The 24,816-nt window shown below is 48.4% G+C and carries 25 protein-coding genes and 1 pseudogene; 12 read left to right on the top strand and 14 right to left on the bottom strand.

All coding sequences use genetic code 11. The annotated features are described in order from the left end of the window. The first annotated feature begins 156 nt into the window (after positions 1 to 156). Positions 157 to 1,365: an aminotransferase-like domain-containing protein gene (locus FO446_RS20385; protein ID WP_173610994.1), complete on the top strand. Its 1,209-nt coding sequence runs from the start codon at positions 157 to 159 to the stop codon at positions 1,363 to 1,365. A gap of 54 nt (positions 1,366 to 1,419) precedes the next feature. Here the strand turns inward: FO446_RS20385 and FO446_RS20380 are convergent, their stop codons facing one another. From FO446_RS20380 to FO446_RS20370, 3 genes are all read right to left on the bottom strand, one after another. Then, the gene (locus FO446_RS20380) at positions 1,420 to 2,238 is read right to left on the bottom strand and encodes an alpha/beta fold hydrolase (protein ID WP_221868156.1); all 819 of its coding nucleotides are present in this window, start codon (positions 2,236 to 2,238) and stop codon (positions 1,420 to 1,422) included. Between the two features lie 140 nt (positions 2,239 to 2,378). Continuing rightward, positions 2,379 to 3,227, bottom strand: a complete 849-nt coding sequence (locus tag FO446_RS20375) for a family 1 encapsulin nanocompartment shell protein (RefSeq protein ID WP_007721249.1) — start codon at positions 3,225 to 3,227, stop codon at positions 2,379 to 2,381. 37 nt (positions 3,228 to 3,264) lie between these two features. Further along, entirely contained in the window at positions 3,265 to 3,864 is a 600-nt protein-coding gene (locus FO446_RS20370) for an IMEF encapsulin system ferritin-like cargo protein (RefSeq protein ID WP_047071899.1), read from the bottom strand. 329 nt (positions 3,865 to 4,193) lie between these two features. On the opposite strand from FO446_RS20370, the gene FO446_RS20365 reads away from it, so the two are divergent. Together FO446_RS20365 and FO446_RS20360 are read left to right on the top strand one after the other, a co-directional pair. Next, the gene (locus FO446_RS20365; RefSeq protein ID WP_007721245.1) at positions 4,194 to 4,475 is read left to right on the top strand and encodes a DUF2325 domain-containing protein; all 282 of its coding nucleotides are present in this window, start codon (positions 4,194 to 4,196) and stop codon (positions 4,473 to 4,475) included. Positions 4,476 to 4,537: 62 nt separating this feature from the next. Beyond that, positions 4,538 to 4,684, top strand: a complete 147-nt coding sequence (locus FO446_RS20360; RefSeq protein ID WP_017250462.1) for a hypothetical protein — start codon at positions 4,538 to 4,540, stop codon at positions 4,682 to 4,684. Positions 4,685 to 4,713: 29 nt separating this feature from the next. Here the strand turns inward: FO446_RS20360 and FO446_RS20355 are convergent, their stop codons facing one another. The 3 genes from FO446_RS20355 to FO446_RS20345 all read right to left on the bottom strand — a co-directional run bounded on the left by FO446_RS20355 (position 4,714) and on the right by FO446_RS20345 (position 6,897). Beyond that, positions 4,714 to 4,992 (bottom strand): S1C family serine protease, encoded by a 279-nt coding sequence (locus FO446_RS20355; RefSeq protein WP_221868157.1) that lies wholly within the window; start codon positions 4,990 to 4,992, stop codon positions 4,714 to 4,716. A gap of 23 nt (positions 4,993 to 5,015) precedes the next feature. Next, positions 5,016 to 6,464, bottom strand: a complete 1,449-nt coding sequence (locus FO446_RS20350) for a recombinase family protein (RefSeq protein ID WP_221868158.1) — start codon at positions 6,462 to 6,464, stop codon at positions 5,016 to 5,018. A 112-nt stretch (positions 6,465 to 6,576) separates the two neighbouring features. Continuing rightward, the gene (locus FO446_RS20345; protein WP_088908731.1) at positions 6,577 to 6,897 is read right to left on the bottom strand and encodes a winged helix-turn-helix transcriptional regulator; all 321 of its coding nucleotides are present in this window, start codon (positions 6,895 to 6,897) and stop codon (positions 6,577 to 6,579) included. Between the two features lie 200 nt (positions 6,898 to 7,097). Between FO446_RS20345 and FO446_RS20340 the strand changes: the two genes are divergently transcribed. Further along, the gene (locus FO446_RS20340) at positions 7,098 to 8,192 is read left to right on the top strand and encodes a YheC/YheD family endospore coat-associated protein (protein ID WP_232773842.1); all 1,095 of its coding nucleotides are present in this window, start codon (positions 7,098 to 7,100) and stop codon (positions 8,190 to 8,192) included. Between the two features lie 16 nt (positions 8,193 to 8,208). On the opposite strand, the pseudogene FO446_RS20335 reads toward FO446_RS20340, so the two are convergent. Then, positions 8,209 to 8,460: pseudogene (locus FO446_RS20335) on the bottom strand (S1C family serine protease); the annotation flags it as partial. A gap of 450 nt (positions 8,461 to 8,910) precedes the next feature. On the opposite strand from FO446_RS20335, the gene FO446_RS20330 reads away from it, so the two are divergent. Beyond that, complete coding sequence (locus FO446_RS20330; RefSeq protein ID WP_173612391.1) at positions 8,911 to 9,444, top strand: PadR family transcriptional regulator; 534 nt, start codon at positions 8,911 to 8,913, stop codon at positions 9,442 to 9,444. A 56-nt stretch (positions 9,445 to 9,500) separates the two neighbouring features. On the opposite strand, the gene FO446_RS20325 is transcribed toward FO446_RS20330, so the two are convergent. Together FO446_RS20325 and FO446_RS20320 are read right to left on the bottom strand one after the other, a co-directional pair. Then, complete coding sequence (locus tag FO446_RS20325) at positions 9,501 to 10,613, bottom strand: aminopeptidase (protein WP_173612390.1); 1,113 nt, start codon at positions 10,611 to 10,613, stop codon at positions 9,501 to 9,503. 173 nt (positions 10,614 to 10,786) lie between these two features. Next, entirely contained in the window at positions 10,787 to 10,879 is a 93-nt protein-coding gene (locus tag FO446_RS20320; RefSeq protein WP_017250455.1) for a YjcZ family sporulation protein, read from the bottom strand. 226 nt (positions 10,880 to 11,105) lie between these two features. Here FO446_RS20320 and FO446_RS20315 point away from each other — a divergent pair, with 226 nt between their 5' ends. From FO446_RS20315 to ytxJ, 3 genes are all read left to right on the top strand, one after another. Continuing rightward, on the top strand, positions 11,106 to 11,339 hold the full coding sequence (locus FO446_RS20315) for a hypothetical protein (protein WP_015892416.1): 234 nt from the start codon (positions 11,106 to 11,108) through the stop codon (positions 11,337 to 11,339). Positions 11,340 to 11,765: 426 nt separating this feature from the next. Continuing rightward, positions 11,766 to 12,164 carry a hypothetical protein gene (locus FO446_RS20310; RefSeq protein ID WP_173612389.1) on the top strand — a complete coding sequence of 133 codons (399 nt, stop codon included), beginning with the start codon at positions 11,766 to 11,768 and terminating at the stop codon, positions 12,162 to 12,164. 122 nt (positions 12,165 to 12,286) lie between these two features. Beyond that, the gene (ytxJ, locus tag FO446_RS20305) at positions 12,287 to 12,613 is read left to right on the top strand and encodes a bacillithiol system redox-active protein YtxJ (RefSeq protein ID WP_047071916.1); all 327 of its coding nucleotides are present in this window, start codon (positions 12,287 to 12,289) and stop codon (positions 12,611 to 12,613) included. Between the two features lie 71 nt (positions 12,614 to 12,684). Here ytxJ and FO446_RS20300 read toward each other — a convergent pair whose 3' ends face one another. Next, a complete protein-coding gene (locus tag FO446_RS20300) occupies positions 12,685 to 14,841 on the bottom strand; it encodes a cell division protein FtsA (RefSeq protein ID WP_221868160.1) in 2,157 nt (718 codons plus the stop codon). Positions 14,842 to 15,154: 313 nt separating this feature from the next. Between FO446_RS20300 and FO446_RS20295 the strand changes: the two genes are divergently transcribed. From FO446_RS20295 to FO446_RS20280, 4 genes are all read left to right on the top strand, one after another. Continuing rightward, the gene (locus FO446_RS20295; RefSeq protein ID WP_232773845.1) at positions 15,155 to 16,252 is read left to right on the top strand and encodes a bifunctional 3-deoxy-7-phosphoheptulonate synthase/chorismate mutase; all 1,098 of its coding nucleotides are present in this window, start codon (positions 15,155 to 15,157) and stop codon (positions 16,250 to 16,252) included. A 126-nt stretch (positions 16,253 to 16,378) separates the two neighbouring features. Next, a complete protein-coding gene (locus FO446_RS20290; RefSeq protein WP_007720961.1) occupies positions 16,379 to 16,687 on the top strand; it encodes a metal-sensitive transcriptional regulator in 309 nt (102 codons plus the stop codon). Positions 16,688 to 16,803: 116 nt separating this feature from the next. After that, positions 16,804 to 17,814 (top strand): catabolite control protein A, encoded by a 1,011-nt coding sequence (gene ccpA, locus FO446_RS20285; protein WP_173612394.1) that lies wholly within the window; start codon positions 16,804 to 16,806, stop codon positions 17,812 to 17,814. A gap of 45 nt (positions 17,815 to 17,859) precedes the next feature. Further along, positions 17,860 to 18,792 (top strand): 5'-methylthioadenosine/adenosylhomocysteine nucleosidase, encoded by a 933-nt coding sequence (locus FO446_RS20280; protein ID WP_173612386.1) that lies wholly within the window; start codon positions 17,860 to 17,862, stop codon positions 18,790 to 18,792. Between the two features lie 62 nt (positions 18,793 to 18,854). Here FO446_RS20280 and FO446_RS20275 read toward each other — a convergent pair whose 3' ends face one another. The 4 genes from FO446_RS20275 to FO446_RS20260 all read right to left on the bottom strand — a co-directional run bounded on the left by FO446_RS20275 (position 18,855) and on the right by FO446_RS20260 (position 24,532). Beyond that, entirely contained in the window at positions 18,855 to 20,012 is a 1,158-nt protein-coding gene (locus FO446_RS20275; RefSeq protein ID WP_173612385.1) for an acetoin utilization protein AcuC, read from the bottom strand. Next, the gene (locus FO446_RS20270; protein ID WP_173612384.1) at positions 20,009 to 20,653 is read right to left on the bottom strand and encodes a CBS and ACT domain-containing protein; all 645 of its coding nucleotides are present in this window, start codon (positions 20,651 to 20,653) and stop codon (positions 20,009 to 20,011) included. Before FO446_RS20270 ends, FO446_RS20275 begins: the two co-directional genes overlap by 4 nt. A 34-nt stretch (positions 20,654 to 20,687) precedes the next feature. Continuing rightward, positions 20,688 to 21,320, bottom strand: a complete 633-nt coding sequence (locus tag FO446_RS20265; protein WP_173612383.1) for an N-acetyltransferase — start codon at positions 21,318 to 21,320, stop codon at positions 20,688 to 20,690. Between the two features lie 71 nt (positions 21,321 to 21,391). Beyond that, on the bottom strand, positions 21,392 to 24,532 hold the full coding sequence (locus tag FO446_RS20260; protein WP_237898928.1) for a penicillin-binding protein 1A: 3,141 nt from the start codon (positions 24,530 to 24,532) through the stop codon (positions 21,392 to 21,394). Positions 24,533 to 24,816: the final 284 nt, after the last annotated feature.

The following is a 24,816-nucleotide window of genomic DNA, read 5'->3' as shown; positions in this document are numbered from 1 at the left end:
TACGAGGAGGGGTTTTTTGCATGGAGTGTGTCAAGACTAATGGTTGAACAACCGCTCGACATAGTCAAAACCTATCTGCTCATAGCTAGCAAGGATTGGACTTACGCTGTTGACAGTGATAAAACAAGGATAAGCAAAATCAAGGGGGAACGGAAGATGGAGTACTCGTTTTCAAAATCTGTTGAAGCACTATCCTCCTCGGCTGTCCGGGAAATCTTGAAGCTGACTCAAGGCAATCAAGTGCTCTCGCTCGCAGGTGGACTGCCAGCAGAGGATTCTTTTCCAATCGCAGAGATGCGCGAAGCGTTTAATCGCGCATTCGAACAAGGGGCAAAAGCTCTTCAGTACGGATTGACCGATGGATACTTGCCGCTTCGTGAGTGGATTGCATCCCGTATGAAGCAAAAGCATATGAACGTCGGTGCAGATAATATGATCATCACTACTGGCTCTCAGCAAGCAGTTGACTTGTTGTGCCGTGTATATTTAGACGAAGGCGATGTCGTTCTCGTCGAAAACCCTACCTATTTGGCAGCCGTTCAGCTGTTCCAATTCCGGGGAATCAAAGCGATTCCCGTAGACGGTGATGCCAATGGGATGGATTTGGACGATCTGGCGAAAAAAATTGCCCAGTATCGCCCGAAAATGGTGTATGTCATTCCTACCTTTGCCAACCCAACAGGAAAGGTATGGAGCCTTGAACGTCGTCTAGGCTTGCTTCGTCAATGCAAGGCGCAAAACATTCTCATCCTGGAAGACGATCCATATGGAGAGATCCAATTCGATGGGGAAGCTCCGTACCGTTCGATTTTCTCACTGGATGAGCATCCGACCGATTCCTGTGTGGTGTACACTAGTACCTTCTCCAAAATTGTCGCGCCAGGCTTGCGTACCGGATGGGCCATTGGAGATACCCGCGTGATTCAAATGATGGTGAAGGCGAAGCAAGCAGTGGATTTGCAGTCGAGCACAATCGACCAGTACGCGCTGTATGAGCTGTTGTCCCGCTTTGATCTGGAGCGCCACATTGAGAAAATCCGCGAGTCCTACAAGGCGCGCATGGAATGGATGCATGAGCTTTTGATTGCGCAAAACTGGGAGGGCGTACAGTGGGAAAAACCAAGAGGCGGGATGTTCCTCTGGGTGAATCTGCCTGAGCACTTCGATGCAGAGAAGCTGCTGGCCCAATCCGTACAGGAAGGCGTGGCATTCGTGCCAGGGAAGCCGTTTTATGCAGCTGAGCCGCATCTCAATACGATGCGCTTGAACTATACGCTTTTGAACCGGGAAGACACGGAGCTTGCGATTTCACGACTGGGCAAAGCATTTCACGCCTACAGCGAATCACTGGTGACAAATGTTTAATGGAAGCAAAAAGACAACCATTCTCCTTGAGCTGGTTGTCTTTTTTATGCATGTTTACAGGGAGATCTCTCTTTCTGCACGATCCAGCCATTCATTCACAAGCTCTGTAAACAGAAGCGGCTGCTCGATCTGCAAATTGTGGCCGGCACAATCGAGAGCGGCAAAGGTAGAGCGCGGGTAGCCTTCGATGATATCCCAAATATCGCGATAACCGACAGAATGATCTTGTTTGCCGACAAGAAAAAGGCTCGGATGGGGGAAGGGGGCCGTATCTAATGGGAAGGACACGCCATACGCTTGTCTGATTTTCGTGAGGAAAGAAGGGTCAGACAGCATGTAGCCATCGATAATCTCTTTTCGATAGCGATTCCACGTATAATCAGTAGCGACTACCGCCATCGACTCAAACTCCGCCCGTTCCGTCTCACTCAACTCCTCCCAGAGGGAAGGCTCCTGTACGAGAAGAGGTTTATCTGGCAGTGTGCGTTTATCTTTGTCTGGAATGACATTTGGACAGATGAAAAGGGCACCCTTTACTTGCTTCCGGCGCTTCTCGATAACTGCTCGTGTAAGATATCCGCCGTATGATTCACCTGCAATGAAAAAGGGCTCACCTGGAATGAGCTGATCGATGAACGCGAGCACAACCTCCAGAATATCGTCCGTGGTGTGGATATGTTCGTAGTTTTCCGTTTGTCCCATTCCCGGTAGATCTATGTAAAGTCGTCGGTATCCCGGACGTTTCTCAAAAATGGGTTCCAGACAGCCTGTCATGCAGCGGTGATCAAGTGAAAAGCCGTGAATCATTACGACAGGGAAACCACTTCCGATCTCCTCATAATAAAGGTTGACGCCATTGACCTTGCATCTCATAAAAAGCCCCCCAACGAATTTGTGTCAGATTGTTTGGAAAGTTCGGAACGCATGTTCTTATTATAAGCAATCTGCTGCATATTTCAAGGATGAAAAACACACCCACAACGAGAATCGTCAATGGGTGTGCCAAAGGGCTTCTATTCTTCTGTTTCTTCCAAGGTGCAAATGGCGCTTGGACGCTTGATCCGCAATACAACGCACTCATACACACGGAACAGACTGTTCATTTGCTCGTCGCCGAGGAACGCAGAGTCGAAGTCTTCTGCAATCGCCAGGTCGAGATTGTGACGGCCAGTCGCTACCAATACGCCGGAACGGCCTTTAATGGTAGGGGATTGAAAGACACCATCTGTAACCAGATTGCGAACGTGCTCGATCTCAAGCACGTTGGTGCCTTTGTGCACGCGATGCAAGAGAGAGTAGAGCTCAGGAGAAACAACCAGTGCATACGGACCGCTGTGGCCCATTTTCAGCAGCTTGTTGCGTGCTTCCACGATATCGGCAAATGCATTGCCAGATTCCATCCAATCGCTCTTCAGATGAGTGAGGCGGCCTTTTACGTTCATCAGACCAGGAAGGTCGAATTCCGCAGCGCCGTTGAAGATCAGATCGTCTTCCATCAGTGCACCACCCGCAGCCGCGTTCGCAGCCGCGCTCATGTCCAAAGGCATACCCAGTGTGCGTGCTTGGGCAACATCGCGCCAGTAGAGCATGAAATCTTTGTACAGAATCGGAATCGTCATGCTGACACGGCGGCTAGGCTGTGTCATTTCCAGTGATTCTCCGCGCAGGGAGAGACCGCCAAAACGAGATTCCTCATATACATCGTTGGTAATGGTTTGGATGCCTTCACCCAATGGTCCATAAATATCGATAAAACGACGTCCTACCAGCTGGCGGCGAGCCATGTCAACGACAGTTGCGTCCAACTGGTTCCATTCTTCGGTCGTCAAGGGAGAGTCTGGGTATTTACGAAGCTTGTCCATAGTGTAACCTCCATGTTATTTCAGGATTTCCGATTCTTTACATTCCTTTCAAGCTGCCAACAGTCAGTCCTTTTTTGCCAGAAACTGCAGGGGCGGAATGCTTGATCACGGAAGCAACACCGTGAGGAGCGGAAGCCGAGGCTTTCAAATGATCAACCTGGTGAATGTCGTGCCCCTCATCGTGATCAGTGAGATCAGGATGAGCCGCATCAGAGAAGCGTTGGCTTATGTTCGCCATGATCTCTTTGACTGTCAAATAGTCTGTATGCGTCTTTTCACGCATGCCATCCAGGAGCTGACGTGTTTCGTCATCCTTGAATTCATACAGAGAGAGCTCCAGATGCTCGCGGAAATTGTGCAGTCCAAAACGTTCCAGATTCACATCGGACAGCATTTGTGAGAGGTCGCGATCACTTAGCTGATCCAGGCTTTTTCCTGCTGACAGCTTCTCCAGGTAGGGAACCAATTCCTGCAAGCGTCCCATCCGCTGTTCTTCTTCTTCCAAAATATGATGGTAGTAAAGACGAGTATGCTCGTCCGTTGCCGCGTCGATAATCGGCTGGATAACGCCCATGAAACTGTTGATGTAACCTCTGGTGCGATCAAAAATGGCGTGCAGCTGTGTAATTTCTTGCACCCTACGCCACCTCCTCATTCACAATCTATTTTTTCATTATACCTTTGGAAAAAACACCCGGGCAACACCTATGTACATTTTCCTATGATTATGAAGAATATGGTGCGGTGTAATTTGGAAAAGAGGGCCGGAACACTAGAGCGCCGTGGCTTTTCTTATCGGCATCGTATCTAGTTTTGTTTTTTGACAAAAAAGTTATCATGGAGAGTATTGTCAAAGCCAAATGGGAATGATAATATTTATCAATAAGAGTGATATTCATTATCAATTAGCATTCAGAGAAGAAAACATAAATCCTACATCACCTAAATTTAAGGAGGTAACAAGTTATGTCATCCATTTTAGTTATAGGCGGAGATCGTCTGGGCAATATTATCGAATTTCTGCAGGGTCAAGGCTTCAAGGATATTCACCACGTAACTGGACGGAAAAGCTCGCAAACCGGGGTGAAAATTCCAGCTGGTATCCACATGATTCTGGTGTTGACTGATTTCGTCAATCACAACTTGGCCAAAACTGTGAAAAACCAAGCCAAAGATCGCGAGCTGCCCATCGTTTTCTGCAAGCGTTCGTGTTCTGCGATTGCCAAAGCTTTTGACCTCACTGCGTAAATACATACTCTCCGGATCGGGCAGACTACGATCGTGAGTCTGACACCAACGGAGGAATGCGCATGGAACAGAATCGTCTGAGTGAACTGCCTATCGCACAGCTTACGGCCGCTCAGCTGCAACAACTAAAACAGGCAGAAGAACAAATCAACACAGAAGGTCCAAATGTATATCTTATTGCACTAGAGAAGCAATCCCCGTCCTCCTAGACGGGGTTTTTTTATTGAAGCGATGCTTCTCACTTGAACACGTATTGCTCGAGTTGCATTTTGAGGGCGTCAATTCCGATGGCGAAGCCCAAGCATTGGCTGGATTGAATGATGAATGCATTGAGACCAACGACTTCTCCATTCAAATTAATGAGTGGGCCTCCGCTATTTCCTGGGTTAATAGCAGCATCCGTCTGAAAAATTTCTTCGTACATCCGCTTCGCAACCTGTAGGCGGCGGTTTTTAGCACTGATGATTCCCGCTGTCACAGAATTTTCCAACCCGAGTGGGGAACCACCTGTATCCATACAAACAAAATCAGTAGCAATTTTTAATGAAAGGACAACAGACGCAAACAGACCTCTCTATTTTTTTGACCAGAGGCAGCGTCTGTTGCTTCTGCGTCAATACGTTGGATGAGTGTGCACACGAGCAATCGCCGTTCTTTTTCATTTGCATACGTCCAAATGAGATTCCAATTGGAAAGGGCATCTAAATCAAGATGGTGTACGTGTGAAAAAGCAGAGTAAGCCCGTTCCTGTTCTTTTGCAGCCAGCTCCAACGCACTGATTTTCTCTCGCAAGGCAGGGAGTGTAAGGAATCCCTCTTCATAAGCTTGTTCCCAACGTTGCCTTCGAATTAGCAGCTGCTCGGTTTCTTTTGCGGGAGCGCGGGAATTCGTCTGCAACACAGTCTGATACACTTCCTTCATCACAGCGATTGACTCTGGCGAATACTGCATCAGCTCTTGCACAATGGCTTTTTCCAAGCGATCCTCACGTATGGCAGGAGCATCACACGTACCGGCCAACTTGTTTTTACATAAATAGTAGCGGTGCGTGTAGCTTTTTTCCCTTTTTCCTGTGATCGTAGTTGTTTTCCCGCGCATCGCGGAGCCACAACGCGAGCAGTACAGCAATCCGGAAAAAAGGTAGCGGGAGCTGAGAACGCGGGGGTGTCTTGTTGCCCGAGAACTCATCCGCTCCTGCACCCGGGAGAAACAGGATTGATCGATGATGGCCGGGTGAGTCGCCTCTTCGATAATCCATTCCTCAGGGTCATTGCGTTGTTGATCGGCGTCGGTGTAATTCCAACGCAGCGCACCGTGATAGACCGGATTTTTTAACAGGCGAAGCACGGCACTTGCACTCCATGAAGCGCCATTTTTGCCGCGCAATCCGGAATGATTTGCCCATTCAGCGATTTGACGCGGAGATTCGCCTCGATCATAGCGCTCGAACATGCTTCGTACGCCTGCTGCTTCCCTTTGATTCACGACCAGCGTTCCTCGCACCAGATTGTATCCATACGGTGCAGGTCCTCCTGGTCGTTTTCGTTCTCTTGCCATCTGGCTCATCCCCAGCTTGACCCGTTCTGCCAAGTTTTCCCGTTCCCATTGTGCGAGGGCAGCCACTAAGGTTATAAACAATCGCCCGATTGCCGTAGTCGTATCGTATACCTCCGTGCAGCTTTTAAAATGCACCGAATGTCGATCGAACTCCTGCAGGAGCTGATACAGATCAAGGACAGAGCGAGTGAGCCGATCGAGTCGATAGACGAGGACGACATCGATTTGACCCGTTCGGATATCCTGCAAGAGCTGACCAAGTGCGGGGCGATTCGTATCTTTGGCACTCACGCCTTCATCTGCGTAAACTGCATGGACTTCCCATCCTTGGGAGTGAACGTACGAGAGCAGCTTTTCCCTTTGAGCTGGGATCGAAAACCCTTCGCGTGCCTGATCCTCCGTACTGACGCGAATGTAGACGGCCGTTCGCATCGCCCGTCCTCCCTTCATCTTGGGTTGCTAGAGTGTACAGCAAAAGGGAGGAGCTTATGCCTGACCGCAAATAAAAAACCCCGCTTATCCGTTTTGGACAAGTGGGGTTATGCTACATCCATTTTTGGCCCCATTCGTGAATGGAATCAATGACAGGACGTAAATCTTTTCCTTTTTCGGTCAATTCGTATTCAATGCGAACCGGGATCTCTGGGTACACTTTGCGCTCCAAAATCTCGAGCTCTTCCAGCTCCTTCAGTCTTTCCGAGAGCATTTTATCGCTCATATGTGGAACCATTTCCCGGATATCTTTGAATCGTACAGTCCCGCGTAGCAACACATGAATAATCAGGCCGGTCCAACGTTTTCCAAGGACGTTCATTGCACATTCATATTTTGGACACATGTGTTCGCCAGAAAAATCATGACTCATATCGGCGTCACCTCTATCTAGCATCATTATTGTTGCCCTTTATTCTAACAGATTAGCTTGAAAAAAGTAAGTAACGAAAAGTTGGAATGACACTTTGACAATGCTGAGAAGTCAAGCCCGTTTTCATGGACAAATGTTTCCCTATAAGGTGTCTACACATACACTAATCGCGAAAGAAAAGAAGCGAAGAGGGTGTTGCGATGCTTCCAAAACGGGTAATCGGCATTTTAACCTGGCGGGAGGGGTTACGCTTTGAGGAACCAGCTTATTTGCGAAGGCTGGTTCAAACAGGGCAAAAGCTAGGCGCAGAAATCTACCTGTTTTCGCATCAGGACGTCAATGTTTCCGCCAGAAAGATCAAAGGCTTCATTCCCAAACCAAACGGGGGCTGGATGAGTAAAACATTCCCTTGGCCAGAAGTCGTAATCGATCGGTACCGACGCAGGGTAAAGGAGTATATCCGGCTGCGAAATAGTGATCTGTTTTTCTTTGCCAATAGTCCGTTCAGTAAAAAATGGAGAGTGACGAATCTGCTCGCTTCTGATGAACGCGTCAAACGCTGGATTCCGGAGACGCATGTTTACGAAAAAGGCAAGATCCGAAACATGCTCGCACGCCATGGGCTCGTCTATGTCAAGCCAGGGAATGGCACAGGAGGAAGAAGCATTCTCAGAGTGAAGAGCAGTGGCAAGGAGTATAACCTCTCTGGACGTGACAAGAAGCATAAGTATCATGTAGCTCGAATTGATACGGTGGAAGGCGTGGAAAAATGGGTCAAAACGTGGGTACAGGAACAGCGCATTCGCGATGGCAATTTTCTGGTGCAGCAAGGGTTGGACCTGGGCCTGCTACGCAAGCATGTCGTTGATGTACGGTTATTGATTCAAAAGGACGAGCGTGGGGAGTGGGCGGTGACAGGGTGCGCAGTACGTATGGGGGAGAATGGCAGTGCTACTTCCAATTTGCATGGAGGAGGCAAAGCGATTCCCTTTGAATGGTTTATGTTCAGGCGATTTGGCGGGGAGCGTGGAGAGCTGATCAAACAGGAATGTTATCGGCTTGCTTTTGATGTAGCAAACACGCTCGAGGACTATTTTGGTCGCATGATGGAATTCGGGCTGGACATTGGGGTGGATGTGGACGGACGTGCGTGGTTAATCGAAGTGAATCCCAAGCCGGGAAGAGAGGTTTTTCGCCAGATGGGTGACATGGCATTATACAAGAAGGCGATAGCCCGTCCCGTTCAATTTGCGCTGTATTTGGCCCGGAACCAGGCTCGTTTTTTGTCTCTTTGAATACAGATGGAGAACCGACGCTGATGACCCATTCTCCTACTTTTGTATGAGAGGAGTTGCCTAGTGGCAGCGGATATAGCTTGCAGTCTGCATCAATTTTGATGACGGCGTAATCCCGGACTCGATCGGCTATAATGCGTTTGGCTTCAAACACTCTACCGTTATATAGCTTCACGAAAATGTTTTTGGATTTGCCTATGACATGCTCGCTCGTCAAGATATACCCTTTCGGATGAAAAAGAAATCCGGAGCCAAAGCTTCGTTCCATGGGTGGAGAATTATCTTCATGATCAATGAGGCTGCGAATTAACGAATCCACGTCTTTGGAATGGGGAGCATCTTCGGTCACGATGGAGACTACTCCCTCTTGAACTCGCTCGACAATGGGAACGAAGAAATTGAATGGGTGCAGACTGCTGCTGCTCACAGGGTACTTTACCCGCGTATACTGGGACCATTTTTTACTTTTCACCGATCTCTCCCCCTACAGCAGATAGGTATGTATCATCTTATGGGGAGTGGAGAGGGAAGGGACGCCCAATTTCTAGTCGAGTGTATGGTTATATCATTAATTTTGATTGATATAATAAAGAAATAGCATTGGTATAATTATTTAAATGCATTTATAATAACATGTAGTTAAAGAATATTTTGAACATAAAGGCTAAGTCCTAGCCGCTAGAGAGAGAAAAAGAACGGTAACGGAGGATGCGAAGAGATGGATGTTAAAACGATCATACTGGGTTTCTTGAGCTATGGGGAAATGAGTGGCTACGATATTAAGCAAGCGTTTACAAACAGTATTGGATTCTTTTATGACGCTAGCTTTGGTGCTATTTATCCAGCATTGCGCAAACTGGAGGAAGAAGGCTTCGTGACGAAGCAAGAAATCATTCAGTCTGGCAAGCCGAACAAGATTTTGTACCGTATTACAGAAGCCGGAAAACAATCTTTCCGTCAAGAAATCCAGACGCCTATCTTGCCGCCAGTATTGCGTTCAGACATGCTGGTTAAAATTTTCTTCGGCAAGAGCCGCACGATCGACGAACAAAAGGATTTGCTAGAGGGCTGTTTGGATACGCAGCGTCAATTGCTCCAACAAAGTAAGGCTTCTTATAAAAAGCTGGAAGTAAATTTTGACGATTATCAACGTTTTTGCTGGGAGTATACCATTCATCATCTGGAGTCAACGATTTCCTTTATGGAACAAAAAATGACTTCCTTGTTGAAACAACCAGCTTATTCCGTTTAGCCAATAAAGCGAAGGGCTCATGTCTTGTGAACAATGAGCCCTTCGCTTATTTTCATTTATTTCAGGTTTTCTGGATTGAGGCATTCGAGCTCTGGTACAACGAAACGTCCGTCTTTGCGGATCAGGCGATCGTCAAACCAAATTTCTCCACCGCCCCACTCAGGACGTTGAATCATAACCAAGTCCCAGTGAATGGAGGATTTGTTTCCGTTAAATGCTTCATCGTAGGCCTGTCCCGGTGTGAAGTGGAAGCTTCCGTCAATTTTTTCGTCGAAGAGGATGTCTTTCATCGGGTTTTGGATGTATGGATTTACGCCAATCGCAAATTCCCCAACGAACCTCGCACCTTCATCCGTATCAAAAATTTCATTGATCTTCTCGGTGTCGTTCGCAGTTGCTTCGATGATTTTGCCATCCTTGAAGGTGAGCTTGATGTTGTCGTATGTAAAGCCTTGATAAGGAGATGGCGTGTTGTACGCGATCGTACCGTTGACGGAATCACGAACAGGGGCAGTAAATACTTCTCCGTCAGGGATGTTGGCTTCACCAGCACATTTGATTGCCGGAATATCTTTGATAGAGAAGGTCAGATCAGTGCCTGGTCCTACGATACGTACCTTGTCGGTTTTCTCCATCAGCTCGACCAGGCTGTCCATGGCTTTATCCATTTTGCCGTAATCAAGCGTGCACACTTTGAAATAAAAATCTTCGAAAGCGGCGGTGCTCATATTAGCCAACTGAGCCATGGATGCATTTGGATAGCGTAGCACGACCCATTTGGTATGCGGTACGCGAATATCCAGTACAGGACGCGCTAGCAGCTTGGAATGCAACTGCATTTTGTCTCCAGGTACATCAGAGAGCTCACTAATGTTGTCGCCGCCGCGGATGCCTATGTAGCAATCCATTTGTTTCATGAAAGCCACATCTGCTTCACGCATGATACCCAATTGTGTTTCGTTGGCACCCATCAAGATTTCGCGCTGAACGGATTGGTCGATCAGTTGGACAAACGGATTTCCCCCAGCTTCGTATACCTTGGCAATTACGGCTTTTGTCAGATCGGTAACGTTGCCAATGGAGTAAATTAAAACGTTTTCACCAGGCTTGACAGTCACCGAATAATTGACGAGTACGTCAGCCAGTTTTTCAATTCGTGGATCTTTCATAGGAAGGGGATCCCTCGCTTTCCATATCATTCTTATCCATTGTACACAACTCAAACAGAAAAAAGCTACCCACTGGCGAGGGTAGCTTGCGGAGGAAACGCGCTTGAAGGATTCGGTACTTCATGTATATGCAACGGCCTGCTGAATATGGCTATATCTTCGGGGAAGAAAGATTAATCGCAGCTGCACCCGATAATAACCAGCAGGATGAAAAGAATCAAAACCAGAGTGAAGCCGTCGAATTCTCCATTAAAGATGCCGCTCATCGAATAAACATCCTCCTCATGTGTGTGTTAAGCCTCTTGTGCTTACATCTACAACATATGGGTGATCACATAGGACCGAACCGGGCATCCGCCCATTTTTGAGAAAATTGTTTTGATAATCTCTCGTTTTTCATACTCTTGCAATTCTCGATGTTTATTATTCTGAAAAGCAGGAAAAGCTAGAGGATACCAAAAGACTTTGCAAGTATGAAAGGATGTTTATGTGATGCAAAGATCATTATCGAGCCTGCAGCATGATTTGGTCCAAATTACGATTAATGTTGGAGAAGACTTTAAATCCATTGTGTGGAAAGCGCAGTACGATATGGACTTCAATACAGAATGTCTCTTTTGTTTCTCCGAGCAAATTACTGGCTATCGTGTAGAAGACGAAGACGGAAAAGCGGGGAAAGTCGCTGTTTGTCCGCATTGTGAAAAAGTAAACGCAATCTACGCGTGAGATTGAAGTTTTGATCACAAAGGAAAGACGATGTTTCTTACAAGCATCGTCTTTTTTGCGTTACCGATAAACGCACTTAGCTGGTGAGAAGAAAAAGCATAGGGCTCGTAGACCTTGACAACGCCTACCCAGTCGGAACTTCAAAAAGGGGACCCGGTTGTCGAACACTTCTTCCCTGAGAAACATCCGCCCATAGGGTGGCTTTGGATCGACGGTCCCCTTTTTGAAGTGGAGACGGACAGTCAATCCCCCTTGTGAGCGTGTCAGAGTCGAAGAGAACTGTGCTTTTTCTTCTCCTCCACTATGTTGACTCTAGTCTATATCTGACTCTATATCCACCAAGTACCACCTGCTCTCTAGCAGGATTGAAAGGACGCTCCTCGAATAGTTATGAGAGACATACATAGATAGGTAGGGGTGAACATTTTGCAAAAGAGATGCAACCGCTGCGGGAACGAAATGGAGATCGAGCTACGCAATGTCGTGTACCGGAAACGGGTTAAAATCATGAATGTACCTGTACACGTCTGCGTGGACGAAGACTGTGACCATTCCCAAGTGGTAGATGTGATTAAGGATGATTTGAAGTCACTCATGGAGGAACTGGGCCAACATCCGCAGCGCCAGGCAATCGAATTCGAAGAAATGTCAGAGTTATCCAACTTATTGGTATTGATTGCTAATGAGAAGGTGAATTCGACCGTAAGAGAATTACTTGGTGAAAAAGTCAACGAGCTATTGGATCTGTTTTTGTTGGCGCAGTCCCTTGGCGATGAAAAATGGATGCTGGAGCTACGCGAACGTCTAACGAAAATCATGGTGTAAGGATAAAGAGATGCCTAGGAAAAAGGTATCTCTTTTTCATTTCTCCACTGCACCGCAAATGTAGACTTTGCTGCTTGGACTTAGGTATACTGATAGGCACATAAGATAAGGAGAGATGAATCATGTCACAAAAACAGCTTCACTCCATAGAAGAACTGGATGAGTTCGTAGCGAAAAATGGGAAAAAGCTTTTGTTTAAGCATAGCACAATCTGCCCAATCAGTACGTCCGCTTATGAAGAGTTTCAAGCGTATTTGCAGGACAATCAAGTGGAATCTGCGGTCATTCTGGTAAGGGAGGATCGCCCTGTATCCAATGCCGTAGCGGATCGTTTTTCCATCAAACACGAATCTCCGCAAATCTTTTTGCTGGAGGACGGGGAAGTAAAATGGCACACATCTCACTGGAAAATTACGAAGGACGCGATCGGACAGGCGCTCAACGCGTAATCAAAAAGCCGGAACACCCTATAAGGAGGTGAATCCGGCTTTTTGCATGGAGAAAAAGAGCGCGGGAGAGACTATTCCCAGAATAGCTCCAACTTGTCTCCACTTTTCAATTCTGTCTGGAAGTTGGCTTGTTCGCCGTTGACGAGCATGACGAATCCGGAGATACTCTCACGGTCGGGCTTTTCCAAGGAAACATCGACAAAACGGAAGACATCGCTAAACACAGGTGTAGTCGCAGGTGAGGATTTTACCGTGATGTCGGCACCTTCGCTCACAGGATCAGAGGCATTCGCCGCTTTTCCGTCTACCGTTATCGTTACTTGTGCGACAGGCAATTCGACTCGTTCACCATTGAAGTGTACGATCATTGTCTCCTGTACCCATTCTTCCAAGGGAATGACATCTTGTATGGAAGGGGCGGGGACTTCATCCAGCCGATAGACGAGGACATCTCCTTGCCGGACGAGATCTGTCAAAGCCGCTAGTCTTCCGTTCAGCTCGATCACCTCGATACGGGACGGAATCGAATAATCTTGTCCATTCACGGAAAAACGCAAGCCCGATTCCGCCGACGTTTTCAGTCCAGCGAGCTCCAGTACTTCATAGACAGTGCGCGGAAGACGGATGTCCACCTCGGCACGATCAGTGATCAAGGTATCGAGAGTAGCAACCGCTCCATTAACATGTACGACTGGACCGAGCGAATAGGGACGGTCATTGCAGATCACTTCAAGCGTGTCCAGCTCATCGAATAAATCTTTGGCAAACACACGTGCATCATCGCCATTTGTACCTGCCACTACAGTGATTTGGTCTCCGTCATTGATTGGCGTGTCGAGACTGACGCCCTCCCCGTTGCGCTCAATCACCGGCGCCGTACCGTGACCACCCGGAATCATTTTCATCCGTCCGTTTACCGTGACAGTCATCGCCAATCCGGGGCGACCATACAGACGGCGGATATCCAGTCCGGATGCAATGAGGGCATCACCCAACGTCATTTTTCGCAGATCGAATATGCGCACAGGAGCATCATTGACCGTAACGGTTACATAGCGCAACGGGTGACGGCGCGCAGCAACAGCAATACCGACCGGCGTTACGAACTCAGGTCCACTGAGCGCAGGATTGTCTCCGACGTACTGTTTGATCGCATCGCCGCCTCTAACGGCAACACGGGCGGCAGGAATATTTAAGACCTGAGCAACTTTTCCGGTAAGCCCAGGGGTGAGGCTGCCGCCGCCGATCAGCATGACAGCTTGGGGAGCTTTTCCGTTGAGCTCCAATATTTTGAAGGCAATTTTATCGGCGAGTTGCTGGATGTCTGCCTCAATCGCACTCGTTACCTCAGAAGCGCTCAGCGTATGCTCCATTCCGAGAATGTCCGTGAAGGTGACGGACTCCTCGGTGGATAAGAGACGCTTCACCTCTTCTGCCATCGGAAAATCCATGAGAAAGGCATTCATGAGCGCATCCGTGATTTCATCGCCTGCAACGGGCACCATGCCGTAGGCGGTAATTGCCCCTTCCTCAGTCAACGCTACGTCAGAAGTACCTGCCCCAATGTCCACTAAGGCGATATTCAGTCGGCGCATCGTCACAGGAATCAGGACATTGATCGCCGCAATAGGCTCAAGCGTCAATGCCTGCATTTCCAGATCGCATCGTTTCAGTGCTGCGATCAGCGAGTCGACAACCACACGTGGAAGGAAGGTTGCGATCACATCTGTGCTTGCTATGTCACCCCGCTGGTCGATCAGACTCCCGATCAACTCTCCGTCCAGATGGTAATGGACGACGCTGTAACCCACGCAATAATAGCGGGTGACGTCTTGATCCTTTAGCTCCTGGGCTAATGCGGCTTGAGCCTCCTGTACAGCGGAAAACTCCAAAGCGACAACATCTTCACGCGAAATGAAGGCATGTCTGGCTAACGGCATGTCCACACGCACACGGCGGGTGCGCAATGACCGACCGGCAGCAGCGACCGCTACTTGATGCAGCTTGCCATATTTCCCCTCCAGCTCTTCTTTTATTTGTTGAATCACCTTAGCTACGGCGACGATATCGTGAATTTGCCCATCGAGCATGGAGCGTTCATCGTGCTCTCGAATTGCGCAGTCCAATACACGGTACTGCTCGCCGGTCGTTTCCACGATCAGGCCGACGACGCTGCGCGTTCCAATATCTAATGAAAAAATAAGCTCAGGGGCTGTGATGTCAGACAAATGTAGGTCACTCCTTGTAAGAGGTTGTTCATGAAGTCTTTACAATACTTATCGGTGATTTTGGTCTGTATCGGAAAGGAACAATCACTTTTAGCTAGAACATATATCCAAAACTATTCGATTTGAAAGGAAAGAATCCTGTCGAATCAAGGAATCTTCTTCGTTTTGACGAATAATTGGAAAAGATAAAAAAACAGAAAAAATTTACTTTCGCGCTTTTTGGCGCTAAACTGCTGACAAGGGTGTTTGAATCGATTATAATTACCCTAATTTATCGATAAATCCCTATATAAAAAGAGGAGAGTGGAGAGAGATGGCACACGATCAAATCGAAACTATGCGTAAGCGGATAGACGAGATCAACCTGCAAATTCTTGAATTGATCAACAAACGAGCTACCTTGGTTCAAGAGCTCGGCAAAGAAAAAGAAAAACAGGGCAGCAACCGTTTTGACCCAGAGCGTGAGCGCCAAATGCTCAATCTGCTCGTTGAAAACAATAAAGGTCCTTTCAATGACAATGCTATTCGTCATTTGTTCAAGCAAATTTTCCAAGTTTCTTTAGATCTGCAAGACGATGATAAGAAAAAAGTACTCCTCGTCAGCCGTAAGAAACAGGCAGAGGATACGGTTATCACGGTAAAAGGCGTAGAGTTCGGAGGGAAAAATCCGATCCTCATCGCAGGTCCTTGCTCCGTGGAAAGCTACGAGCAAGTAAGAGCAGTAGCAGAAAACCACGCAAAACGCGGCCTGCGCACACTGCGCGGCGGCGCGTACAAGCCTCGTACTTCGCCATACGACTTCCAGGGTCTCGGTGAAGAGGGCTTGCAAATTCTCAAGCGCATCGGGGATGAATTCAACCTCGTAACGATCAGTGAAATCGTGACGCCAGCAGATCTTGAGATGGCGACGAAATACATCGATGTCATCCAAATCGGTGCTCGCAATATGCAAAACTTCGAGCTGCTGAAGGCGGCAGGTCGTGTGAACAAGCCGATCCTCTTGAAGCGTGGCCTCTCTGCTACGATTGAAGAGTTCATCTACGCGGCAGAGTACATCCTGTCCGAAGGGAACACACAAGTCATGCTGTGCGAGCGTGGAATCCGCACGTATGAAAAAGCGACACGCAATACGCTCGATATTTCTGCTGTACCACTCCTCAAGCAGGAGACGCACTTGCCGGTGTTTGTAGACGTGACGCACTCTACAGGCCGCCGTGATCTGCTCTTGCCTTGCGCGAAAGCAGGTTTCGCAGTCGGCTCTGACGGAATCATGGTAGAGGTTCACCCAGATCCAGATGTGGCACTGTCTGATGCGAAGCAACAGTTGAACATTCCACAGTTCAATGAGTTCGTTGATGAACTGCTCGCTTCTGGCCTGTACAAAGGCGAGATTGTGGCAACGAGAGCATAAGAATACCTTTCGGGTATCTTTTAAGGGTCCTTCCTGCGCGCGGGAGGACCTTTCTCATTTGACGAACCATTGGCGACCAAGTAAGCTAGAATTACGTGCTGATATTGGTGAAGGAGGATAGGCCATATGGAAGACAACCATCAATGCTGCTCGACTGATCGGTCCACTGAAAGACCTGATAAAATCAAGTCGAATCTCATCTCCCGTCTGAATCGGGTAGAGGGACAGGTTCGTGGAATTCGCGGAATGGTAGAAAAGGATGTCTACTGCGACGACATTCTCAATCAAATTGCGGCTGTGCAGTCCGCCCTGAATGCGGTTGGGAAAATGCTCCTCGAAGGACATATGAAAAGCTGTGTGATGGATCGCATTCAGCAAGGCGATCATGAAGTGATTGATGAGCTTTTGAAAACGATGAACAAACTCATGAAGTAACGGGTGCGCAAGCCGTCAAAAACGATTGCAACGGCATACGGCTTGTCGTATCATAGGTGCATATATTTATGAAAACGCTTATGAAAACCAAAAAATAGGGAAAGTGAGGGTGCATGATGCCGGTTACTATATACGACGTAGCAAGAGAAGCGGGGGTGTCGATGGCGACAGTTTCCCGCGTAGTCAACGGGAATCCCAACGTAAAGCCTTTGACCCGAAAAAAGGTATTGGCTGCGATTGAGCGCTTGGGATATCGACCAAATGCGGTTGCTCGTGGACTCGCTAGCAAAAAAACGACTACAGTTGGTGTCATCATCCCGGATATCTCCAGTTTGTTTTTCTCCGAATTGGCGCGAGGGATCGAAGATATCGCTACCATGTACAAATACAACATCATTCTGTGTAACTCTGACCAACGGATGGAAAAGGAATTACAGCTCATTAATACTTTGCTCGAAAAGCAGGTGGACGGGCTTCTGTTCCTGGGCGCAGAAATCAAAGAAGATCATTTGCAGGCATTAACAAGCACCTCCGTACCGACTGTACTCGCCGCGACTCGCGATGCGGATAACGTACTTCCGTCGGTTAGCATTGACCACTTCCAAGCCGCATATGATGCGACGGAAGCATTGGTTGCACGCGGGCACAAGCGCATTGCGATGATCGCAGGTCCTGCAAACGATCCATTGGCAGGGTTGATGCGCTATGAAGGCTATAAAAAGGCGTTGAAAGATGCGGGTATCGAGCTGGATGAAGAGCTGATTGCGACAGGCAACTATTTTTATGAATCCGGCTTGTCCACTACAAAAGCTTTTCTTGCTCTTAAAAATCCGCCGACGGCGATTTTTGCAGCAAATGATGAGATGGCCATTGGCGCGATCCATGCCATTCAAGATTCTGGCTTGAACGTGCCAGGTGACATCGAAGTCATTGGTCACGATAATATTCGTCTGGTTGAAATGGTACGTCCACGACTGACTTCTGTCGTACAGCCCATGTACGATATTGGTGCGGTGGCGATGCGCCTGTTGACCAAGTACATGAATAACGAAAATGTCGAAGAGCATGTCGTGCTGCTGCCGCATCGAATTGAGTATCGGGAGAGCACAAAACCCGATCAAGCCTGATCGGTAAAGGGACATAGGTAATTGACAGCAAGAGGGGGATGGGAAATGCGTTACGGAATTATCGGCGCGATGGATGAAGAAATCGCGCTTTACTTGGAAGCGATGCAAGAGACAACTACAGCCACCAAAGCAGGCATTACCTATTACACAGGTAAAATGGAAGGCAAGGATGTCGTGCTGTGCAAATCAGGTGTCGGCAAGGTGAATGCTGCCGTGACGACACAAATCCTCATCGATTCATTCCAAGTGGAACGTGTCATTTTCACAGGTGTAGCAGGAGCCGTTCACCCTGAATTAAATATTGGTGATATTGTAGTTTCGACGGATTGCATCCAACATGATATCGATGTGACACCACTTGGCTTTGAGCCAGGACAGATTCCGTTTACAGAGCAATGGACTTGGCAAGCGGATGCTGGGCTGATGCAGCAAGCGATCGATGCGGGCAAGGAGCTGGAAGCGGGAGTTCAAGTAGTGAGCGGGCGTATCTTGTCCGGTGACCAGTTTGTTGCCAGTCGGGAAAAGGTTCAATGGCTGTATGAGCAATTCGCAGCACACTGCACCGAAATGGAAGGGGCATCTGTTGGACAAGTATGTGCGATGAATGGCGTGCCGTTTGTCGTGGTTCGTTCGATGTCCGATAAAGCAGACGGCTCCGCGCATGTAAACTTCGTGGAATTTACCAAGCTGGCTTCCCAGCGCTCCTACGCGATTGTCCGTAATATGCTGACAGCAACACAAGCATCGACAACTGCCGGAGTGATTGTCTACTCGACGAAAAACTGTGTGGATTGCGACATGGTTAAGAATTGGCTGACAGCAAAAGGTGTTACCTTTGAAGTGCGCGATGTCATGACGAGTCGTGCCTATCAAGAAGAAGTGGAGCGCTTTGGCTTCATGGGTGTGCCTGTTACAGTCGTAGGTGATAAAGCGGTAAAAGGCTTTGCACCGTCTGAGCTGGAAGAGCTGGTGAAATAGAGTTTGGAATAGAAAAAGCGTGCTGACCAGTACCCAAAGGTACGAGGACAGGACGCTTTTTTTTACTTCTCTGATCCAGTAGGTGCGTACAGCATCGCACGTTCTAACGTAAGCCGATTTTTTTCCGTGATCTCTGCTCGTCGTGGGATTGTTGGGAATGGTTCGTCAAAAAGCCGAGGTGGCAAGGGCAAATCCGTCTCAGGCTGCCAGCGCTTGAGCCAGGCTTCGGGAAGATCACCGTCCGCAAGAGGCTGATCACTCATCTCACTCCATACCAGTGTCCACGCCCGTGGCACCACTCGCCAAATATCGTAACCCCCACCTCCTACTGCTATCCAACGACCGTCACAATATTCGTGAGCGAGACGGTGAGCAAGGCGAGGAATCGCTTGATAAATTTTCATCGAGCAAGACAAATGGGTGAGGGGGTCGTATGCATGAGCGTCACAACCATTTTGGGTCAGGATGACATCCGGCTTGAAGCCAGCCGCTAGCTTTGACACCAGCTCTTCATATACTTCCAGAAAAGAATCGTCTTCTGTGAAGGCATCCAGTGGAACGTTGACAGAATAACCGTAACCGCTTCCATCACCACGTTCAGACAAATTGCCTGTTCCCGGGAAGAGATACTTTCCTGTTTCGTGAATGGATACAGTCAATACATGAGGGTCATCGTAAAACGCCCACTGTACCCCATCCCCATGATGGGCATCAGTGTCGATATACAACACGCGCGCATTCCAGTTTTTTCGCAAATAAGCGATCGCGACGGAGCAATCATTGTAGATACAAAATCCGGAGGCGCGCCCACGAAAGGCATGGTGCAGTCCACCGGCGGGATTGAAGGCGTGTTCTGCCTGTCCACTCATAACCGCGTCCACTGCGTTTAACGTACCTCCGACGATCAGCGAGGACGCTTCATGCATGTTTGAAAAACAGGGAACATCCTCTGTTCCCAAGCCATAACTGGCTGCCTGCGGAAGCTCGTGTTCACTATGGCCCTGATCACGAACAAATTGGATATAGCGTGGGTCATGCACCAGGGCGAGTTCTTCATCTGTCGCCGGTCGGGGAGTCAGGATGTCTGAGTCTTGGAGTATTCCGTAACTGCTCATCAGATCGTGTGTGAGGAGCAGACGACGCTGGTTGAACGGATGATCATCATGAAAATAATATTGCGTGTAGTCTGGAGAGTAGATCAGACGAGCATTTCGGCTCACTGGGGTATCCCTCCTTCCGTAGGGCCGATTACGGAAAAGCCTTTTTCAAGGAGCAATTGCGTCACGATACGCGGATCAATGGTCTGTACCCGAAAAACAAGGTTCTTTTTCGCCGGCTTTTTCCCAGGAAAGACCACGACGCTCGTGACATTTACCTGTGCATCGCGAAACACTTGACTGACTTCTGCCAGCATGCCGACGCGGTCGTCTACTTCTACTTCGATATGGGAGCTAGGTTTGTTAACGCCGAAAAGTTCGATCAGGCTAGAGAAAAGATCCGATTCCGTGATCAATCCTACGAGCCGATTCCCTTCGACGATGGGTAGAGAGCCGATTTTGTGCTCGTATAGTTGGAGGGCTGCGTCTTCGATGAAATCCAGTGGATGGGCTGTGATGACTTGTTGATTCATGATATCGGCTACAGGCTTGTGCAGGACGGTGTCATCATCGTCATGTGTGAGCAGGCGAGAGGGGAGAGCGTCTCGCAGGTCGCGGTCCGAGACAATGCCTACGAGTGAGTCGTTTTCAATGACAGGCAAATGCCTGATTCTGTTTGCACGGAGGAGAAGAAGTGCTTCTCCGATTGTAGTGGAAGGCTGGATCGTGACAATTTTTTTCCGCATAATCTCTTCAATACGCATAAGAGTGACCTCCTGGAATCAAAAGGCATCCAAACTAGTAAAGAAAACGATTTTGAAACCGCATAGCATCAAAGGCAACGATTGTTTCTGGCGGTACACGCTTGCCGATTTTGGCCATTAGACAGTTGGCAGGATGTGAGCATATTTCCGGGTCGTCTGTCGCCATCCAGCTCAGGCCTGCGCTGCCCATGACCTTTTCCATGACCTTTCTGTATTGCCATACATCGAGTCCTGTTCCTTTCAGGTCCCAATGCCAATAATACTCCGTTGTAATAATGACGTAGTCTTCCATGGCGTCGTCCAAGAAGGCGACTTCCAGCAGCTTTTTGCCTACGCCACCTGCTCTCACTTTATGACTGATTTCAATCGCGCCCAGCTCCAGCAAATCAGGCAGTTGGGCTTGTGACCATCGCTCCAGTGGATCGGGGTGCAGAAAGGTCACGTAGCCGAGGACGAGGTCTCCTTCGCGTGCAATAATAATGCGCCCTTCAGGCAAATCAGCGATTTCGATGAGAGCTTCGTGTTGCTGTTCAGGGATACGAAAAGCTTTCAGTCCTTCATCGAAGCGTAATGAGGCTAGATAACTTCCTGTAATCGGTCCTTCGACGAGCAGCTCCTTGTTGTTCACCATTAGGCTCAATGAATGATAGCGTTTGACGTGCTCCATCAGTTCCCCCCCTTACGTTTGTAGAAAAACAGAGATGGCGTCTAACCATCTCTGTCAGTTGTCATTCCAGTTTATTCTGTGGTGTTGGCAGTTACGATGTTAGAATGTGGCGATTCTCCGTAACTGTTGACTGCGGTAATGTAATAGTTGCTGCCATTCGGTACTTCTGCCGCGTGTGTAAAGCTTGTGCTAGAGACGGTGCCGAGTAGCAAATAGCCGCTTGCTGAGTCAGGGCTGAAATATACGTTGTACATCTGCTCAGACGAGCTGCTTCCGTTCCACTTTAGCTGCCAACCGTTAGGTGTATTTTTGATAGACAAGGATTTTGGAGCAGCAGGTAGTGAAGTGGAATCTGTGTTTGTATTCGTGCCTCCTGATCCATCTGCTGGGTTCGTCTCCGTTCCGCCTGGATCTGTTTGACCATTCCCGTTATTGTTTATCGGATTCGGGATGCCTGTTTCCGAACCTTGATTTGGATCAGGCAACTGCCATGTCTGTGATGAACCGACAGAAGCGATTGCGGAAGGCTGCGATTCATGGCCGGCGATATCCACAGAAGTGACATAATAGCCTAAATCTCGATGGATTGCAGTCGTATCGGCAAAAGTCAATTCCGATGGATCTTTCACAGTCGCTACTTTGACAAAGCCGTTCTGAACATCAGCACGGTAGATGCGATAACCGACCAAGTCAGCTTCTTTGGCTGACTGCCACGTAAGCGTAACTTGCTTGCCTGAGCCTGTAGCTGTTACACCGCTTGGCGAAGATGGTGCGCCACCTGTCTCTGTGCGAGGATCTTCCCTGTCAGGCAGACGCTGCTCCCAATCTGGTGGTTGGGTGGCGACTCTGCTGTTTTTCGCTTGAATTTGCTCCTTGGTAGGAAGCGGATCAGGTGAGCGGTAGAAGACGCCTTCAGTAACAAAATCTTCAGGTGTCCCTTCCTTCGCCAAATACCGTTGGCCATTATAAGTAATGACGCGTGCTTTTTGGTGGGTATCGTCCACCTTCCTCGGAACGAATTTGCTGTTGAACAAATCAGTGATCAAATGGCCAGCTTCTTTCGAAAGCTCACTTGGCAAAAGACCTGATTTCGAGTCAACAGTCGCGCTGACAATTCCTGCCGGCTTTTTAAAGGTGGAATCAGGAGGTGAAAGGTTCGGATGCTTCGCAATGACATCCTTCATGACCTTACCCCATACGACCATCGGAACATATTTGTCCGCGTCTGGCATTGGATATGGCTCGTCAAAGCCAACCCATACCCCCATGGACAGCTCTGGCGTGTAACCGACGAAATAGAGGTCGTTGCTGTTGTTCGTTGTTCCGGTTTTACCTGCCACATCAACTTTGCGCGGCACGTATTTGCGGATGTGTGTGCCTGTACCGTTATTGACAACGGAACGCATCATATCCGTGATCAAGTATGCTGTTTGCTCGCTGTACACTTGCACTGGTTTAGTCTCATGTCGGTAAATGACTTTTCCGGTGCTATCTTCAATTCGGTCAATCAGATAGGCATCCACGAAAGAACCGTGATTTGCGAATGTCCCATAGGCGTTTGTAATTTCCTCAACAGTTGTTCCGTAGGTAAGACCGCCAATTACACCAGTTGCTGCATAGTTGTCAGCCTCTACCAATGTAGTGATTCCCATTTTCTTTACGTATTCGAGAGCCGTTGGAATGCCAACTTTCAAATACGTCTTGATCGCCGGAATGTTCCAGGACATCCGCAGCGCTTCGCGGGCACTCATCATCCCTTGCCATTTGTTGTTCCAGTTCTTAGGTAAATGAGAACCGTTCTGGCCGTCAGCGAGTAGCACGGGAGCATCATCGATTGGGGATGCTGGCTGGAGCAATCCCAGTTCAAAAGCAGGAGCATAAGCGGCAAGTGGCTTCATGGCCGAACCAGGCTGACGAGGTACAGTGGCGTGGTTTGTCTGTTCCACCTTGAAGTCACGTCCCCCGATCATGCCGAGGATGGCTCCTGTTTTGTTGTGAATCAGCATTGCGCCGACTTCTTCCAGAGCATTTTCGATTTTCTCTGTTTTGCCGTTAGAGCGGCGAATCGTATAGGTGCGATTCTTACCGAAGTTTTTCGGATCGGCTGCAACAGCCTGCATGATGTCATATACGCTCTTGTCGATTGTGGTATGTATTTTGTACCCTTTTCGCAGTATGTCGCGACGTTTCTCTTCAACGAGCTGTCGGTATTCGTTGCGGCCGATGGTTGATTTGTCTCGTCCTTTTTCCAAGAGGTCTGCATCCACAAGTTGACGTGCGGCACGATCTTCAATTTCCATCATCAAGAATGGTACTTCCCGATAAGCTTGCTGCGTCGGTTTTGCTAGCTGTGCCTTCAAATCACTGGCGAGAGCTCCATCGTATTGGGTTTGTGTGATGTAGCCATTTTCCAGCATGCGATCCAACACCATTTCTTGGCGTTCCTTCCCGCGCTGATAGCTTTCTGCACGGAACGGAGAGTAGGCACCTGGGTTTTGAATCATGCCCGCAAGATATGAGCCCTCAGCGAGCCCCAGCTCTTTTACATCTTTGCCAAAAATCCCTTTTGCGGCAGCCTGAACGCCGTATACGTTTGATCCGTTGGCGTTTTTTCCGAAGTAAATTTCGTTCATGTAGGCTTCCAGAATCTGATCTTTGGAAAACATGCGCTCGATTCGAATCGCGGTAAAGATTTCACGGGCCTTACGGGTGTGGCTAACTTCAGCAGAAAGGATTGTATTTTTTACAAGCTGCTGTGTAATCGTACTACCACCTGTGACGACAGGCTGGTTGGTAATTTCCTGAATCGCTCCGCGCATGGTAGATTGAAGCGAAACTCCAGAGTGGTGGTAGTAGGTTTTGTCTTCAGTTGCGATGATGGCATTAATCAAATAGGGAGAAACGTCTGCTTTCTTCACTAAACGTCGATCGCCTTCTTCGGCCCGCAATTGGCCAATCAGAGAGCCGTCGTTGTAGTAGGCGAATCCAGTCAGATAGTTGGTGAAGATTTTATTCTCCAGTTCCTCCTTGCTGCGCACAGGCTCGTCCTTCACGAGTGCGGCAACATAACCTGTCACGATTCCTCCCGCGACTGCAGCTCCCATAAGCCCTAGCACGAAGACGATTTGGAAGATGATCCAGAACGTTCTACCGCGGCTTCTGCGTCGCTTTTTCTTCGTCGGTTCAGAGGAAGATGTGTGGTTATTCGACATAATCTACGACCCCCTAGCATACCCCCTGATTATACCATACGAGGAACCTAGAGGATAGAAAATGCGCAGGAGATAGCAAAATGTGTCAAAAAACGTTGGAAGTTGTCAACGGCATGTGATTGATTGCGTTTTACAGACATTATTAAGCTTATAGAGTGGGATGAGAAAATAGATTTCATAGGAGGAGACAATTGAACACAGCAATCAGAAAGATGAATTCATCCGAGAGGTGTTGGAGCTGGAGAAAGCGTGGCGTAAAGCAAATACATAAAAAAAGAGCAGGC

The sequence above is a fragment of the Brevibacillus brevis genome, assembly GCF_022026395.1.
In the GTDB taxonomy this organism is placed as follows: domain Bacteria; phylum Bacillota; class Bacilli; order Brevibacillales; family Brevibacillaceae; genus Brevibacillus.
Note: the sequence above shows the minus strand (reverse complement) of the source record. Positions and strands in the feature narration are given on the sequence as shown.